Annotated in this window: 16 protein-coding genes; 8 read left to right on the top strand and 8 right to left on the bottom strand. The window is 72.0% G+C overall.

Annotation, left to right across the window (positions count from 1 at the left end; genetic code table 11):
• Positions 1-90 precede the first annotated feature (90 nt).
• On the top strand, positions 91-726 hold the full coding sequence (locus NGF19_RS22745; protein WP_252427135.1) for a response regulator transcription factor: 636 nt from the start codon (positions 91-93) through the stop codon (positions 724-726).
• 28 nt (positions 727-754) lie between these two features.
• Here the strand turns inward: NGF19_RS22745 and NGF19_RS22750 are convergent, their stop codons facing one another.
• From NGF19_RS22750 to NGF19_RS22760, 3 genes are read right to left on the bottom strand one after another with little or no spacing between them, the layout of a single operon-like run.
• Positions 755-1,573: a hypothetical protein gene (locus NGF19_RS22750; protein WP_252427014.1), complete on the bottom strand. Its 819-nt coding sequence runs from the start codon at positions 1,571-1,573 to the stop codon at positions 755-757.
• A complete protein-coding gene (locus NGF19_RS22755; RefSeq protein WP_252427015.1) occupies positions 1,573-2,112 on the bottom strand; it encodes a SigE family RNA polymerase sigma factor in 540 nt (179 codons plus the stop codon). Before NGF19_RS22755 ends, NGF19_RS22750 begins: the two co-directional genes overlap by 1 nt.
• A 52-nt stretch (positions 2,113-2,164) precedes the next feature.
• Positions 2,165-3,604, bottom strand: a complete 1,440-nt coding sequence (locus NGF19_RS22760; RefSeq protein ID WP_372505725.1) for an MFS transporter — start codon at positions 3,602-3,604, stop codon at positions 2,165-2,167.
• A 337-nt stretch (positions 3,605-3,941) separates the two neighbouring features.
• Here NGF19_RS22760 and NGF19_RS22765 point away from each other — a divergent pair, with 337 nt between their 5' ends.
• The 4 genes from NGF19_RS22765 (at position 3,942) to NGF19_RS22780 (ending at position 8,249) form a co-directional block, all read left to right on the top strand.
• On the top strand, positions 3,942-5,486 hold the full coding sequence (locus NGF19_RS22765; protein ID WP_252427018.1) for an MFS transporter: 1,545 nt from the start codon (positions 3,942-3,944) through the stop codon (positions 5,484-5,486).
• Positions 5,487-5,614: 128 nt separating this feature from the next.
• A complete protein-coding gene (locus NGF19_RS22770) occupies positions 5,615-6,265 on the top strand; it encodes a class I SAM-dependent methyltransferase (protein ID WP_252427019.1) in 651 nt (216 codons plus the stop codon).
• Positions 6,266-6,287: 22 nt separating this feature from the next.
• Positions 6,288-7,256, top strand: coding sequence for an N-acetylmuramoyl-L-alanine amidase (locus NGF19_RS22775; RefSeq protein ID WP_252427021.1), 969 nt, complete (start codon positions 6,288-6,290; stop codon positions 7,254-7,256).
• Positions 7,257-7,412: 156 nt separating this feature from the next.
• Positions 7,413-8,249, top strand: coding sequence for a DUF5336 domain-containing protein (locus NGF19_RS22780; RefSeq protein WP_252427022.1), 837 nt, complete (start codon positions 7,413-7,415; stop codon positions 8,247-8,249).
• 70 nt (positions 8,250-8,319) lie between these two features.
• Here the strand turns inward: NGF19_RS22780 and NGF19_RS22785 are convergent, their stop codons facing one another.
• The 4 genes from NGF19_RS22785 to NGF19_RS22800 form a co-directional block, all read right to left on the bottom strand.
• Positions 8,320-8,874, bottom strand: coding sequence for a hypothetical protein (locus tag NGF19_RS22785; protein ID WP_252427023.1), 555 nt, complete (start codon positions 8,872-8,874; stop codon positions 8,320-8,322).
• Between the two features lie 181 nt (positions 8,875-9,055).
• Positions 9,056-10,126 (bottom strand): prenyltransferase, encoded by a 1,071-nt coding sequence (locus NGF19_RS22790; RefSeq protein ID WP_252427024.1) that lies wholly within the window; start codon positions 10,124-10,126, stop codon positions 9,056-9,058.
• Positions 10,123-10,866, bottom strand: coding sequence for a class I SAM-dependent methyltransferase (locus tag NGF19_RS22795; protein ID WP_252427025.1), 744 nt, complete (start codon positions 10,864-10,866; stop codon positions 10,123-10,125). The genes NGF19_RS22790 and NGF19_RS22795 overlap by 4 nt, the downstream gene beginning before the upstream one ends.
• Positions 10,860-12,296 (bottom strand): glycosyltransferase family 4 protein, encoded by a 1,437-nt coding sequence (locus NGF19_RS22800; RefSeq protein WP_252427026.1) that lies wholly within the window; start codon positions 12,294-12,296, stop codon positions 10,860-10,862. The genes NGF19_RS22795 and NGF19_RS22800 overlap by 7 nt, the downstream gene beginning before the upstream one ends.
• A gap of 213 nt (positions 12,297-12,509) precedes the next feature.
• On the opposite strand from NGF19_RS22800, the gene NGF19_RS22805 reads away from it, so the two are divergent.
• Positions 12,510-13,130: a TetR family transcriptional regulator gene (locus NGF19_RS22805; RefSeq protein WP_252427028.1), complete on the top strand. Its 621-nt coding sequence runs from the start codon at positions 12,510-12,512 to the stop codon at positions 13,128-13,130.
• A 296-nt stretch (positions 13,131-13,426) separates the two neighbouring features.
• On the opposite strand, the gene NGF19_RS22810 is transcribed toward NGF19_RS22805, so the two are convergent.
• Positions 13,427-14,113 carry a phosphotransferase gene (locus NGF19_RS22810; protein ID WP_252427029.1) on the bottom strand — a complete coding sequence of 229 codons (687 nt, stop codon included), beginning with the start codon at positions 14,111-14,113 and terminating at the stop codon, positions 13,427-13,429.
• A 321-nt stretch (positions 14,114-14,434) separates the two neighbouring features.
• Here NGF19_RS22810 and NGF19_RS22815 point away from each other — a divergent pair, with 321 nt between their 5' ends.
• Together NGF19_RS22815 and NGF19_RS22820 are read left to right on the top strand one after the other, a co-directional pair.
• Positions 14,435-15,649 (top strand): SCO2321 family membrane protein, encoded by a 1,215-nt coding sequence (locus tag NGF19_RS22815; protein WP_252427030.1) that lies wholly within the window; start codon positions 14,435-14,437, stop codon positions 15,647-15,649.
• Positions 15,646-16,278, top strand: a complete 633-nt coding sequence (locus NGF19_RS22820; RefSeq protein WP_252427031.1) for an SCO2322 family protein — start codon at positions 15,646-15,648, stop codon at positions 16,276-16,278. The genes NGF19_RS22815 and NGF19_RS22820 overlap by 4 nt, the downstream gene beginning before the upstream one ends.

The raw sequence follows: 16,278 nt of genomic DNA on the forward strand, positions 1-16,278 counted from the left end.
CACAGCCGGACTTGGCGACACATCGAGAGCACGTGCCGCGCTCGGACCGGCCACCCGCGCCCGGTCTATAGCCTGTCCCCCGTGAACGAGATGCCGCAGGAGCACCGCCGCCCCGCACGGTGTACAAGAGTTCTGCTCGCCGAGGACCAGGGGATGATGCGCGGCGCCCTCGCCCTGCTGCTCGGTATGGAGGCGGACCTGGAGGTCGTCGCCCAGGTCTCGGCGGGCGACGCCATCGTGGACGCGGCGCTGATCCACCGCCCGGACGTGGCCCTGCTGGACATCGAACTGCCGGGCATGAGCGGCCTGGACGCGGCGGCCGAGCTGCGCGAACAGGTCCCGGACTGCCGGGTGTTGATCCTGACCACCTTCGGCCGGCCCGGCTATCTGCGCCGTGCCATGGACGCGGGCGCCGCCGGGTTCCTGGTCAAGGACGGGCCGGTGGAGGAACTCGCCCAGGCGATCCGGCGGGTGCTCACCGGCGAGACGGTCGTGGACCCGGTGCTGGCCGCCGCCGCGCTGAGCGCCGGACCCAACCCCCTCACCGCCCGTGAGTGCGACGTGCTGAAGGCCTCGGTGGACGGGGCGACGGTCGCCGACATCGCCGCCCGGCTGCATCTCTCCGAGTCCACCGTCCGCAACTACCTCTCCTCCGCCATCGGCAAGACGGGCACCCGCAACCGCACGGAGGCCGTACGGGAAGCCCGGCAGCAAGGGTGGTTGTAGCGGGACGCCGCCCCCCGTGGCCCGCGCCCTACTTCACCACCTCCGCGCTCTCGAACCCCGTCTCGCTCGGGGCCAGGCACACGAACCAGTTCACCGGAGTACCGGCCGCCGGGCGGATCACCCCTTGGCCTCTCGTGTCGTCGGAGGCGTCGAACGCCTTGCGGGCCACCGAGGTCGTACCGTCCTGCCACTTGCACATGACCTCACGGGCGCCCTTGCCGACCCGGCCGACGACCAGGCGTTCGGGGCCGGCGGCGCCGGGCTCCAAGGGGGCCGACTCGGCCTCGAAGCCGTCCTTCACGGGGTCCATCTTCTTGACCGTGTCGAACGTGATCACCAACGACTTGCCGCCGATGCTCCGGCCCACGAAGTACGAGGTCTTGCCGACCAGGTCGGCCGCCTGCCGCACCGTGGGCTCCTCCTCCACCGCGCGCATGGCGTCGAGTTGGCGCCGCGCCTCGCTCTCGTCGCGCGGCACGCCCCATACGTCGATATAGACCTGCCATGTCCTGCCCTGGTCCGTTCCGGTCGCCAGCGTGGTGCGCTGCGGCGCGTACACATGCCGCTCCTCCGGCGAGACCGGCGCGGTCGGCCGGGTCGCCACCGGGGCCACCCGGTCCCCGTCCCCGCCCGGCAGGCCCGCCAGGGCGAGCGTGGCGCCCGTGGAGCCGCAGAGCACCAGCGCCGTGGCCGCCGCGACGGCCAGGCGGCGGGCCCTGCGACGGCGACCGCCCCGGATCACCGCCTGGTAGGGAGCTATGCCGATCTCGACCTCGTCCGCGGCGTCGGCCAGCAGGAGGGCGATGTCCTTGTGCGTCATGTCGTGGTTCTCCCGGTCCGCGCTCATCACCGTCGCCCTCCCTCGCTCACCATCTCGGCCAGTCCGGGTATGGCGCGGAGTTTCGCGATCCCCTTGGCCGCATTGCTCTTCACCGTGCCCACCGAGCAGCCCATCGCCTCGGCCGTCTGCGTCTCGGTCAGGTCCTCCCAGTACCGCAGGACCACCGCCTCCCGCTGGCGCGGCGGCAGTTGGGCCAGCGCCTTCAGCAGGGCGCTGCGGTCGTCGGCCTGGGCGATGCGGTCACCGGTGTCCGCCACCTCGCGCACCAGGCCCGAGTCGTCCCTCGGTGCGAGGAACTCCTTGAGCCGTCTGCGGTGTCTGCGCGCATGCGCGTTGATCATCACGCGGCGTACGTACGCCTCCGGGTCGTCGGCCGAACCGATCTTGCGCCAGGCCACATAGACCTGTTCCAGCGTCGACTGGACGAGGTCCTCCGCGGCGTGCTGCTCCCCCGTGAGGAGAAATGCCGTGCGCATCAACCGCGGCCAGCGGCCGATGACGAAGCTCTGGAACTCCGTGTCCCGAGCCTGCTTCCGATCCCCCATGGGCACCTCCCTTGATGTCAAAAGGAGTCCATGAGTCCAGCGGACCGTTGCCTCATCGAGCGGAATTCGTGGAATTCTTCCGCGGCAGCCACACCAGCACCAGTACGGCCGCCACCAGCAGCACGCATCCGCTCACCCGGAACGCCTGCGCGTACCCCTCCGTCAGGGCCTCGGCCGTCCCGCGTCCGCCCGTGCGCGACGCCGCGATCGTCGTCATGATCGCGAGGCCGAGCGAACCGCCGATCGTGCGCGAGGTGTTGACCAGACCCGACACCAGACCGGCGTCCTCCGGCGCCGCCCCGGAGGTGGCGAGCGACGCGAGCGGGGTCATCGACAGGCCGCCGCCCAGCATCATCAGGATCCCCGGGAACATGATCGCCGTCAGATAGCCGCCGTCCGCCGTCATGGTCGACTGCCACCCGAACCCGGCCGCCGAGACGAGGATCCCGAGCACCGTCACGTTGCGCGCGCCCACGATCCGCATGACCCGCGGCGCGGCCTTGGAGCCGAGCACCACGGCCAGCGAGCTGGGTATCAGCGCGACTCCGGCCTCCAGCGGCGAGTAGCCGAGCACGTTCTGCGCGTACAGCGTCATGAAGAACCACATGCAGAACATCGCCGAACCGGAGACGAACATGGCCGCGTTCGCCGAGGCCACCGACCGCACCCGCAGCAGCCCGAGCGGCATCAGCGGGGCCTTCGTCCGCGCCTCGACGAGCAGGAACAGCGCGATCAGGACGAGCCCGGCGCACAGGGGGGCCAGGGTCGTCGGCGAGGTCCAGCCGCCCGCCTCCGTCTGCATGATCCCGTACGCGAGCGTGGCCAGGCCCGCCGTCACCAGCAGCGCTCCGGGCAGGTCGAGCCGTCGTCCGTCCCCGGCGCGGCTCTCGGTCAGCCAGCGTGCCGCCCCGGCCAGGACGACCACGCCGATCGGCACGTTGATGAGGAGCACCCAGCGCCACGACAGCCCCTCGACCAGCACGCCGCCGACGAGCCCGCCCGCCGCGCCGCCGCCCGCGCCGACCGCGGTCCAGGTCGCGATGGCGCGCGCCCGTGCGGCGCCTTCCGGTACCGCCGCGGTGAGCAGCGTCAGGGTCGAGGGCGCGAGCACGGCCGCGCCCAGGCCCTGCACTCCGCGCGCGGCGAGTATCTGCCAGCCCTGCTGGGCCAGTCCGCCGCCCAGCGAGGCCAGGGTGAACAGGGCGAGCCCCACCAGGAACATCCGCTTGCGCCCGTACAGGTCTCCGGCGCGTCCCCCGAACATCAGGAAGCCGGCGAAGGCGATCGCGTACGCGTTGACGACCCACTGCAGCCCCGACGCGCTCAGCGCCAGGTCCGTCCGCATCGACGGAAGTGCCACGTTGACGACGGAGACGTCCAGCACGACGAGGAACTGTCCGGCGCACGCGAGCGCGACCACCAACCAGGTGGCCGGTGACGCGGTACGGCGGCTTGTGAGGGTGTCTTGGGCTGTTCGCAGCATGAGGGCCATGGTCCCAACCCGAACGTGTGCCCCGCATCGGGATTTCGGCCCGGTGGCCCCCGCCCTCGGACGTACGACCCTGGTCCGGCCCGGGTCCGTCCCGAGTCCTTCCCGGGGCCTTCCTGGGCCTTTGCCGGGTGCTCCCCAGGGCTGTCCGGATGCCGAGCCCATCTGATGGCACATCAGTTCGCCATCAGATGGTCAAGGATTCGTTAGGAAGTCGAAGCAACGGAATAGATGCCCGAGCAGACGGAGTTGACCCGAATCCCGGTCCCGCGCAGACCATGCCCGTTCCTTGCCAACTCCCTTTCGCACTCCTTCTGTTCTCGACCGGAGGCCTCCACACATGACGCACATACCGACCGACCGTCCTGCTCCAGGGCGGCCGGGCGCGATCGTGCCCGTGCTCGCGTTCGCGGGCATCGTCGTCGCGGTGATGCAGACCCTGCTCGTCCCTGTCATCAAGGATCTGCCCGCGCTCCTGAGCACCTCCCCCTCCGACGCGACCTGGGTCATGACCTCCACCCTGCTCTCGGGCGCGGTGGCCACGCCCGTCATGGGCCGCCTCGGAGACCTCTACGGCAAGCGGCGGATGCTGCTCGCCAGCCTGGCCGTGATGGTGACCGGCGCGCTGGTCAGTGGCTTCACCGACACCCTGATCCCGATGATCGTCGGGCGTACGCTCCAGGGCTTCGCGATGGGCGCGATCCCGCTCGGCATCGGCCTGATGCGCGACCTGCTGCCCCGCGAGCGGCTCGGCTCGGCGATGGCCCTGATGAGTTCGTCGATCGGCGTCGGCGGCGGACTCGCGTTGCCGTCCGCGGCCATGGTCGCCCAACACGCCGACTGGCACGCCCTGTTCTTCGGTGCCGCGGGACTCGGCGTCGCCTCCATCGTGCTCACCCTGCTCGTCGTACCGGAGTCCGCGACGCGCGCCGAGGGCTCGTTCGATCTGCTCGGCGCGCTCGGCCTGTCCGCCGGACTGGTCCTGCTTCTGCTGCCGGTCTCCAAGGGCAGCGACTGGGGCTGGGCGTCCGGCACCACGCTCGGCATGTTCGCCGCCGCCGCCGCCGTCCTCGTCCTGTGGGGCGTGCTCGAACTGCGCCTTCCCGCACCGCTGGTCGACCTGCGCACCACCGTCCGCCGCGAGGTGCTGCTCACCAACCTCGCCTCGATCATGGTCGGCGTCTCGTTCTACGTCGTCTCGCTCGTCCTGCCCCAACTGCTCCAACTGCCCACCGCCACCGGCTACGGGCTCGGCCGCTCCATGGTCGTCGCGGGCCTGTGCGTGGCACCGCTGGGCCTGACGATGATGTTCACCGCCCCGCTCTACGCCCGGCTGTCCGCCCGCTACGGCCCGAAGCTCACCCTCATCACCGGCCTGCTGATCATCGCGGTCGGCTACGGCGCCGGACTCGGCCTGATGAACGCCGCCTGGCAGACGGTGGTCACCTCGGTGCTGCTCGGCGCGGGCATCGGCCTCGCCTACTCCTCGCTGCCCGCGCTGATCATCGGCGCGGTCCCGGCCTCGGAGACCGGCGCGGCCACCGGCCTCAACACCCTGATGCGGTCGATCGGCACCTCGGTCTCCAGCGCCGTCGTCGGCATGGTCCTCGCCGACACCGCCCACCAGACGCACGGGCTCGCGATCCCCACCATGCACGGCTTCCGCGTCTCCTTCCTGATCGCGACGGCCGCGGTGGCGCTCGGCCTGCTCGCCGCGCTGTTCCTGCCCGGTCAACGCCCCTCGGCCGCCCCGCGGTTGCACGCGAGCAGCGAGGAGGACGCCAACCTGGTGCGCGCCCATCAGGCGCTGCGCGGCTCCCACGGCCGGGTCCTGGAGGACGAGGACGGCCGCTACACGGCGGCCGTCCCGGAGAAGGGCGCCTAAGGGCTGTCGGCGAGACGGTCCCCGCCTGACCAGGGTCCCGCAGCCCTCTGCGGGACCCTGGTCACCTGCGCGTCGGCAGCGTGCGGCAGCATGGGGCGCCCACGGATACGTACGACCGGAAGGACCCCATGCCCGCGGCACCCTCATCGGAGATCCTGGCCGCCTTCGAGGCCGCGAAGGGGTTCATGCCCCTGCGGGAAGGGCTCGCGCTGTACGAGGCCGCCGTCGAGGCGGGGCGGCTCGGGCTGCCCCTGATGGAGGTCGGCACGTACTGCGGGCGTTCCACGATCCTGCTCGCGGACGCGGCCCGCGGCGCGGGCGTCACCGCGCTCACGGTCGACCACCACCGCGGCAGCGAGGAGCAGCAGCCTGGCTGGGAGTACCACGATCCGCAGACGGTCGACCCCGAGGTCGGTCTGATGGACACGCTGCCCACCTTCCGGCGCACGCTGCACCGGGCGGGTCTGGAGGAGCACGTGGTCGCGCTCGTCGGCCGCTCGCCGCAGATCGCGGCGCTGTGGGGGACGCCGCTCGGCCTCGTGTTCATCGACGGCGGCCACACCGACGAGCACGCGAACGCCGACTACGAGGGCTGGGCCCCCCATGTCGCCGAGGGCGGGCTGCTGGTCATCCACGACGTCTTCCCGGAACCGGAGGACGAGTTCACCGGGCAGGCCCCGTACCGCGTGTATCTCAAGGCACTCGAGTCCGGCGCGTTCACGGAGATCTCGGTGACCGACTCCCTGCGCGTCCTGCGGCGAACGGAAGCGGGAGGGTGACGGCGCCGTTAGGGTCGCTGTCATGTCGTACGTAGGTCCGGACTTCGATCCCCCCGAGCCGCGCCGTTCCCGGCGACGGCCGCTGACGTTCACGGTCGCCGCGCTGGTGCCGACGGCGCTGGTCGGCTGGCTGGTCTACACGGCGGTGGCCGACACCGGCGGCGGACCGGCCGACGCGGCGCCCGCCACGGCCTCCTCGGCGTCCCCCTCGGCCACGCATCCCTCGGCGGCCCCGTCGGCCACGGCCTCCCCGACGGCCCACGGCGAGTCGTCGAAGGCGTCCTCCTCCCCGACCTCGCGCGCCGCCGCGTCCGGCCCCCTCAAGGGCAAGGTCGTCGTGATCGACCCGGGACACAACCCCGGCAACTTCCGGCACCCCAGCGAGATCAACCGCAAGGTGAACATCGGCACCAACTCCAAGGAGTGCGACACCACGGGGACCGCCACCGACTCCGGTTACCCGGAAGCCGAGTTCACCCTGGCGCTGGCGCGCCGACTGCGCCCGCTGCTCCAACAGCAGGGCATCACGGTGAAGTTCACCCAGGACGGCGACCGTCCGTGGGGCCCGTGTGTGACCGAGCGGGCGCGGATCGGCAACGAGGCCCACGCGGACGCGGCGATCTCCCTGCACGCGGACGGCGCTCCGGCCGGTGACCGCGGCTTCCATGTCATCCTCCCGGCCGCGGTGCACGCGGGCGGCGCGGACACCCGTCCGATCGCCGCCCGTTCCCGTGACCTCGGCGAGCGCGTCGCGGGCAACTTCCTCCGTGTCACCGGCAGCGCGCCGTCCAACTACCTCGGCAACGGCACCGGACTGGTGGTGCGCGGGGATCTCGGTGGTCTCAATCTGTCAACAGTTCCGAAGGTGTTCATCGAGTGCGGCAACATGCGTGACAGCACGGACGCGTCCCGGCTGACCAGCGAAGACTGGCAACAGAAGGCGGCACGGGGGATCTCTGAGGGAATCGTGAGTTTCTTGCGCGGGAAGTGATCACCCGCCCGAACCCGGCGGACATCGGAGCCGGACGGACGATAGTGTCGTTCGTACGATGAGGGGCCACCCCCGCGCTTACCACCACGGCCCTCGGGGCACCAGGGTGACAGCGACGCCTCCAACGACGACGAGACGACAGACGAAGGACCCGAAGTGAATATGCGCTCCCTCACTAGAGGCGACGGCGTGGTGATCGGAGCAGCGGTACTGCTGTTCATCGCGTCGTTCCTCGATACCTTTGACGGATCCGGCAGCGATGTCCCCAACGCCTGGGACAATCTCGGCCTGGTGATGGGCATGTACGTCGGCGGCATTGTCGGCGCGGCCTTGATCGTCGTCGCACGAGCTCTTCCGCAGCCGCGCAAGGTCGTGGGGCTCGACCTCGGTCAACTCGGCGTCGCCCTGACGGTCTTCGCCGCGTGGACGTCGTTCTGGACGATCATCGACCCCCTGGGCGCGTTCAGCGACGCCTTCACCAAGGTGGGCGCGGGTTCGGGCCTCATCCTCGGACTCATCGCCGCGCTCGTCCTGGCCGGTGCCGCCATCGCCACGCCGATGGTGCCCGCCCTCCAGGCCGCCCTCGTCCCGGCCGGACCGCGGCCCGTGACCGCGCAGCCCTACGGCGCGCAGCCGCAGGGTGGTTACGGCTACCCGGGCGCCCAGCAGCAGCCCTTCGGCGGCCAGCCGCAGCAGGGGCAGCCGTTCGGCGGGGAGCCGCAGCAGGCGCAGCCGCAGCCGGACGCGTCGATCGGCGGGCCGGCGCAGCAGGCCCAGCAGCAGGCCCCGGCCGGGGACTTCTCCCCGTTCTGGTTCGCCGTGCCGGTGCCGCGTCCGCTGTACGCGGAGGACGGCTCGGCCACGCAGATCGCCGAACTCGCGCCGGGTACCTGGTACTTGGCGGTCGAGCAGCGCGGTCCCGCGCTGGTGGCGCAGACGCAGGACGGCCGCCGCGGTGTGCTCCAGGACGCGAGCGGCATCCAGCGCGGCTGAACTGGCTCGATCCGTACGGCCCCTCGCCCTTGCTGGGCGGGGGGCCGTTGCCGTACGGCGTCAACGGTGGTCAGCCCGCGGCGAGTTGGGACTCGGTCGGGACCATGACGCGGATGTGGGCGTCCGCGCGGCTGCCCACGCCCCGTACCTTGCCGATGGTCTTGTCGAAGGTGCGTATCGCGGACTCGTCGCCCGCGCGCAGCTTGGCCGGAAGGTCCTTCAGCCGCTCCAGCTCGGGGAGAAGCGGGGCGAGGTCCTCGACGAGTTCGGGGTCGCCCTGGGCGTTGCGCTGGAGCGTCTTGAGCTTGTTGTACGCGAAGGTGCCCGCGAGGCCCGCCTTGTCGAGCGCGGCGGCCCGCCCCTGGGCGCCCTTGTCGAACACGCCGTCCTTCCAGGGCTTCACGATCCACCGGTACGCCGCCCCGGCCGCGAGCCCGGCGGTCGCCGCGAAGCGGGCTCTGGCGAAGTCCTCCCGCTCGTCCTGGGTGGTCGGGGACGGGGTCGGGGCCGTGATGTACACGGCGGCCTCTTCCGCGGCACTGCCACTGCCACAGGCGGTGGCACCGACGGACACGGTGCAGGTGAGGGCGAGCGCCGGGGCGAGGCGCCGTATCGGGTGCGGCACGGGATCCTCCGGGGTCGAAGAAGGGCTCGGTTCTCCCGGCGACGGGGAGAACGCGGAGACACGAGCAGCCTCGCCCGTCCCGGCCCCGCGCACCGCCGGGACGGAGCCGTTCGGGTGACCCGCCCAGGCCCCGCCCTCGAGGAACCGCCGCGACCCGCCCCGGCTCAGCCGTGTCGGCGTGCTAACCGCAGCAGTCCGGTTCCAGTCCCACCGGCAGGCGTTCGCCGCCGAAGACCGCGCAGGTCGGCTCGTGGCCGCCGAGGGCCGCCACCGCGAGCAGGAGCGAGCCCGCCGTCCACGTGGTGAGTTCCCGGGGCCAGATCACCTGGTCCTCGAAGACGTACCCGGTCCAGTACAGCCCTGTCTCCGGATCGCGCAGGTGCTGGATCGACTGGAGGATCTCCAGCGCGCGGTCGGACTCGCCCACCGCCCAGAGCGCCAGGGCGAGTTCGGCCGACTCGCCGCCGGTCACCCAGGGGTTGGGAACGACACAGCGCACACCGAGGCCGGGCACCACGAAGCGGTCCCAGTCGGCCTCGATGCGCTCCTTGGCCTCGGCACCCGTGAGGGCGCCGCCGAGCACCGGGTAGTACCAGTCCATCGAGTAGCGGTCCTTGTCCAGGAACCGCTCGGGGTGCCGGCGTATCGCGTGCCGCAGCGCGCCCGCCGCCACCTCCCAGTCCGGCTGCGGCTCCTCGCGCTGCTCGGCGACGGCCAGCGCGCAGCGCAGCGCGTGGTGGATGGAGGAGCTGCCGGTCAGCAGCGCGTCGGCCGTGGCCGTGCCGTCGTCCTCGCGCTTCCAGCCGATCTGCCCGCCGGTCTGCTGGAGCAGCAGCACGAACTCGACGGCGGCGTACACCGTCGGCCACATCCGGTCCAGGAAGGTGTCGTCGCCGGTGGCCAGGTAGTGATGCCACACCCCGACGGCCACGTAGGCCACGAAGTTGGTCTCCCGGCCGCGGTCGGTGACCGCCTCCGGGTCGCCGTCGGTGTAGGCCGCGTACCAGGAGCCGTCCCCGTTCTGGTGACGGGCCAGCCACGCGTACGCGCGCTCGGCCGCCGTGTGCTCACCGGCCGCGTCCAGCGCCATGGCCGCCTCGACGTGGTCCCACGGGTCGAGGTGGTGGCCGCGGAACCACGGGATGGCACCGTCCTCCCGCTGGACGGCGAGGATGCCGCGAACGGTCGCGGCGGCCTGCTCGGCGGTGAGGACCCCGGGCAGGACGAGATGGTCTGTCCGGGGAGTGGTCACGTGGCGTCCGCCTCGGGGAGACGGGGCTGGTGGGGCTTGGTCGCGTACGCCACGAAGCTCTTGCCGACGAGCGGGTTCAGCGCCCGCTCGGTGACCCGGGTGGCCAGCGGCTTCTTCATGATGTCCCAGACCAGGAGCTTGTGGTACGCGCGCACCGGCAGCGCCTTGTCGTTGTCGACGCCGAAGGCGCACTTCAGCCACCAGTACGGCGAGTGCAGCGCGTGCGCGTGGTGGCTGCCGTACGGGCGCAGTCCGGCCTCGCGCATCTTGGCCAGCAGTTCGTCCGCCTTGTAGATGCGGATGTGGCCGCCCTCGACCTCGTGGTAGGCGTCGGACAGGGCCCAGCAGATCTTCTCGGGGCCGTAGCGCGGGACGGTGACGGCGATGCGCCCGCCCGGCTTGAGCACCCGGACCATCTCGGCGAGGACGCTCTTGTCGTCGGGGATGTGCTCCATGACCTCGGAGATGATCACCACGTCGAAGGAGTCGTCGGGGAAGGGCAGCGCGAGGGCGTCGCCCTGCAGGGCGGTCGCGGTGGCGCCCGCCGGTGCCTCGCCCTCCTCCTTCATCGCCGCGAACCACTTGGCGACCTCGCGGATCTCCTCGACGTTCTGGTCGAGGGCCACCACCTGGGCACCGCGCCGGTAACACTCGAAGGCGTGGCGGCCGGCCCCACAGCCGAGGTCCAGGACACGGTCGCCCGGGGCGAGCGGGAACCGGGAGAAGTCGACGGTCAGCACGTGGCCCTGCTTTCGGAATCGGGTACGACGAACTCTTCGGCGGCGACTGCTTCGTTCGCGGACGCGCTACCGGCCGGGACCGCGACGGGGCCGGGCGCGACCGCGCTCTTCGCCACGGGGCGGGCGGGGCGGGCGATCGCCTCGCGGTACCGGGCCACCGTTCCCTCGGCGGCGCGGGCCCAGGTGAAGTGGCGCAGCACGCGCTCCCGCCCGGCCACGCCGAGCCGCGTCCGCAGCTCCGGGTCGCCGAGGAGCCGGGTCAGCGCGGCGGCCAGGGCTCCGGCGTCGCCCGGCGGCACCGCCAGACACGTCTCGCCGTCGGGCCCGGCGACCTCCGGTACGGCACCGCCGGTCGTGGCCACCAGCGGCGTACCGGCCGCCATGGCCTCGGCGGCGGGCAGCGAGAACCCTTCGTAGAGCGAGGGCACGCACGCCACCTCGGCCGAGCGCACCAGGTCGACCAACTCCGCGTCGGAGATGCCCTTCACGAACTCGACGGCGGCTTCCAGCCCGTACCGCTCGATCGCCTGCGCGACCGGGCCTTCCTGCGGGCGCTTGCCGACGACGACGAGATGCGCGCCGGGGTGCTCGGTGCGCACCTTCGCGAGCGCCTCGATCAGATACACCAGGCCCTTGAGGGGGACATCCGCGCTGGACGTGGTCACGATCCGGCCGGGCACGCGCGGCACCGAGGGGTCCGGCGAGAAGAGGTCGGTGTCGGCGCCGATGTGCACGACATGGACGCGGTCCCGGGAGACGCCCAGGTGGTCGACGATCTCCTGGCGGGAGGTCCCCGAGACGGTGAGCACGGACGGCAGTCGGCGCGCCACCCGCTTCTGCATGCGCGTGAACGCGTACCAGCGTCGTACGGACGCGCGGCGCTGCCAGGTCGGGGCCGCGTCCAGCTCCAACTGCCGGTCCACGGTGATGGGGTGGTGGATGGTGGTCACCAGGGGTGCGCCGACATCGCCCAACAGCCCGTATCCGAGCGTCTGGTTGTCGTGCACGATGTCGAACTCGCCGCGCCGGGCGCGCAGATGGCGGCGGGCGCGCAGGGAGAACGTCAGCGGCTCGGGGAAGCCGCCGGTCCACATGGTCGCGACTTCCAGCGCGTCGACCCAGTCGCGGTACTCCTCGCGCCCCGGGGTGCGAAAGGGGTCGGGCTGGCGGTAGAGGTCGAGGCTGGGGAGTTCGGTGAGGGAGAGCCCCTCGAGGCCCTCGCCCTCGTCGAGTACGGGGTAGGGCTGCGCGCCTATGACTTCGACCTGGTGGCCGAGGCGGGCCAACTCGCGTGAGAGATGGCGTACGTAGACGCCTTGACCGCCGCAGAAGGGATTGCCCTTGTAGGTGAGGAGTGCGATGCGCAACGGCCGGTAGCCGTCGGCGGCCAAGTCCTCCTGGGAACCCGCCTCCTTGCCCTCAGCGGTCACTTCGGCCCCTTCTCCCTGCCGTTCCCGCGAGGTTACGCCGGACGGTAATCTAGAACAAGTTTCAGACTTGGTCGTTCAGAGGCTTCGAATCTACCGGCAGGTAAGGAGACCGTGAGCAGGCGGATCAGGTGATTCACGCCACGGCGAGGGCCCTGCCATGCTGTGCGACCACTCGCCCTCACCGGCTGTCACGGAACGACGGAACGGGGATCCATGCCTGCGGAAGCCACGGCGCAGACCACGGCCGCGCGGGGGACGGCACGGCCGTGCTCGCCCCCGCTCACCGCGCGGCAGGAGGCGCGTCGACGCCGGATCCTGGCCGCGAGCGCGCGGCTGGCGAGCCGGGGCGGCTTCGACGCGGTGCAGATGCGCGAGGTCGCCGAGTGCTCGCAGGTCGCTCTCGGCACGCTGTACCGCTACTTCCCGTCGAAGGTGCATCTGCTGGTCGCGACCATGCAGGACCAGTTGGAGCATCTGCACGCGACGCTCAGGGAGAACCCGCCGACCGGGGAGAGCGCGGCGGAGCGGGTGACGGAGACGCTGATGCGGGCCTTTCGCGCGTTGCAGCGGGAGCCGCAGCTCGCCGATGCGATGGTGCGCGCCCTGACCTTCGCGGACTGCGGCGCCTCCCCCGAGGTGGACCGGGTCTCCCGGCAGACCATGGCGATCATCCTGGACGCGACGGGCCTCGCCGAGCCGACCCCGGACCACTCGGCGGCGGTCCGCGTGATCGAGCACACCTGGCACTCGGCTCTGATCGCCTGGCTCTCGGGACGCGCGTCCATCGCCCAGGTCAGGCTCGACATCGAGACGGCCTGCCGACTGATCGAGTGACCGACCGACCGACGGCACGACGGGCACGACGTGCGTGCGGGCACGACGGGCACGACGTGCGTGCGGGCACGACGGGCACGACGTGCGTGCGGGCATGAAATGACCTACGAGACGGGCTGGGTCGACCTTCCGGTCTTTCGACCTTCCAGTCCTCGGCCAACCACTGTCGGCCCCAGCGGAAACCTGGGCCTCACGCCAAAGTCGGCAACTTCTGGTCGAGTTTCCTCGCTCGCCTCGTAGGCACTTTTCAGGCTAGCGCGCACACCAGGGGATAGAAACCCCCATTTCATGATTCTTTAGAGCAATTCCGGCATTTGACCCAAGGTTCGTATCAAGTCCTCTGCTTCCCCCAGGACTTCGATCTCCCGCGGCGTCAGCGTCGGGTTCGCCGCACGGCGGGCGCACGCCTGCTTCAGACCCGCCTCCGTGAGGGCGGACACCCCCGCCTCCTGCCCCGCGAGCAGCGCGGCCAGCAGCTCGCGTACGCCGTCCAGCCGGGGTTCGCCGGTCAGGGCGACCTGGGCGAGGATCACCGCGGACATGCCCCAGTCGAGTCCGGGCGAGCCCTCCTCGGCCGTGGCCCAGTCGATGACCTTCGGACCCTCGGCGGTCAGGATCACGTTCAACGGGTGCAGATCGAGGTGGAGGACGCTGACGGCCGGGTCGGCCGTGTCACGGGCGGGCAGCGTGTGCAGTTCGCGCAGCAGGCGCGCGAGCATCGCCCCGGCCTCGTCGGGGCCGAGCCGCCCGTCCATGAGCGCCTCCCCCATCGTCGGGCCCGTCAGCCGTTCCATGACGAGGTCGGCGCGCGTCGCGGAGCGCACGGCGGGGACCGGGTAGCCGTGGCCCCGGACGTGGTCCATCACCGCCGCCTCGGCGACCGCGTCCCCGTACGGATCCCGGTAGCGCCGCAGCACCCACGCCCCGTCGACCTCGTACACATCGGCCATGCGTCCGGCCCCGAGCAGTCTTCCCGTTGTCATGGCCGGATCGTATCCGCGCCGATGCGCGCCGACCCCGGTCCGCGCGGGCGGCCCCCGGGCCCTCTTGTACGGGCCGGTAGAGTGTGCGCGTCGTCATCACGCCTGTACGAGGGGAAGCCGGTGCAATTCCGGCGCTGACCCGCAACCGTGTGCCGCCTCCACGGCGGTGAGCCGGATCGCCTCGTACGGGACATGACCGGCTCGTGTCGTCGGCAGCCCGCCGATGGCAGGCACCGTCGAGGCATGCGGGGCCGGAGCCGCCCGGTTGCCTTCGTGTGCCCGTGCGCCCCGGCCTCCCCCAGGGAGAGGCAACCGCCGATCATGAACGTTCGCCGCACCGCAGCGGTACTGGCCGCCATAGCCGTGCTCGGTGGCGCTTCCGCGCCGGCCGCTTCCGCCGCCTCCCCCTCCCCGTCCGCACCACCGCTGCCCGCCGCCCTGTACGGCACCGCCGACCCCACGTACGACGGTGTCTGGCGCCAGTCGCTCGCGCTGCTCGCCCAGCACACGGTGGGCGTACGCCCGGCCGTGAAGGCCGTGGACTGGCTCGCCGGACAGCAGTGCGCGAACGGCGCGTTCGCCGCCTACCGCGCCGACCCGAAGGCCGACTGCGACGCCAAGACGCAGGTCGACACCAACAGCACCGCGGCGGCCGTGCAGGCGCTGGCCGCGCTCGGCGGACACGACGCCCAGACCGGCAAGGCCGTCGAGTGGCTGAAGTCCGTACAGAACGAGGACGGCGGCTGGGGCTTCACCGCGGGCGGCGCGAGCGACACCAACTCCACGTCCACGGTCGTGGGCGCCCTGGCCGCGGTCGGCGCGAAGCCGCAGGAGACGAAGTCCGCGAAGGGCCACTCGCCCTACGACGCGCTGACGAAGCTGTCGCTCCCCTGCGACGGCAAGGACGGCGGCGCGTTCGCCTACCAGCCCGACAAGAAGGGCGCGCTCGCGGCGAACGCGGACGCGACCGCCGCGGGTGCCCTCGCCGCCCTGGGCAAGGGCTTCGTGAGCGGCCCCGGCAAGACGGCCGGGACCCCCACGTGCACCGACGCGGACACCGCCACCGCCATCGCGCACAACGGCACCGCCTACCTCGCCGGAGCCCTGGAGAAGACCCCCTATCTGAAGTCCGCCATGCCGGGCGCGACCTCCCAGCCCGACTACGGCAACACGGCGGACGCGGTCGTCGCGCTCGCGGCGGCGGGCCTGTCGTCCGCGGCCGAGGGCCCGCTCGCCTGGCTGGAGAAGAACGCCGCCGACTGGGCCGAGAAGTCCGGACCGGCCGGGTACGCCCAGCTCGTCTTCGCGGCGCACGCGACGGGCACCGATCCCCGCGCGTTCGGCACCGTGGACCTCGTCGACAAGCTGGGCGCCACGGGCCCGGCTCCGCAGAGCGCCGGGAAGACCGCGACCGACAAGGTCGTATCGCAGACCGACTCCGGCAACGCCGTCTGGTGGTTCGTCGGCGTCTTCCTGGTCGCCGGTATCGGCATCGGCTTCCTGCTCTCCGGCCGCAACCGGAAGCGGCAGCCGTGATCCGCCGCGCCGCGACCGCCCTGGCCCTCGCGCTGCTGGTCCTGTTCACCGGCGGCCAGGCGCACGCCACCGGCTATCGGTACTGGTCCTTCTGGGAGCGGCAGGGCGAGGCGTGGACGTACGCCACCCAGGGCCCCTCCCTGTCCCGCCCGGCCGACGGGGACGTGCAGGGCTTCCGGTTCGCGATCAGCGAGGACTCCCAGCGGGCCACGAAGCCGCGCGGCACGACGGACTTCGCCACGATCTGCGCGGACACACCCGCGCAGTCCGGCAAGAAGCGCGTGGCGATCGTCCTCGACTTCGGTACGGCCGAGGACGCCCCCTCGGGCGAGAAGCCCCCGGCCCGGCGCACGGTCTGCGCCCGGGTCCGCGAGGACGCCACGACCGCGGACGCGCTCGCCGCGGTCGTCCCGCCGCTGCGCTACGACACCAACGCCCTGCTGTGCGCGATAGCGGGCTACCCGCACCAGGGCTGCGGCGAGCAGATACGGGACACCGCGCAGAGCAAGCCCGATGAGTCCAGCACCTCGTCGCACGGCACCCCGTCGGCGGGCCTGCTGGTGGGCGCCGTCGCCGTGGCCGCCCTCGGCGGGGCGGCGATATGGCAGGCGCGCCGCCGCAGGAGCTGA

This window comes from Streptomyces macrolidinus, assembly GCF_023887685.1.
In the GTDB taxonomy this organism is placed as follows: Bacteria; Actinomycetota; Actinomycetes; order Streptomycetales; family Streptomycetaceae; genus Streptomyces; species Streptomyces macrolidinus.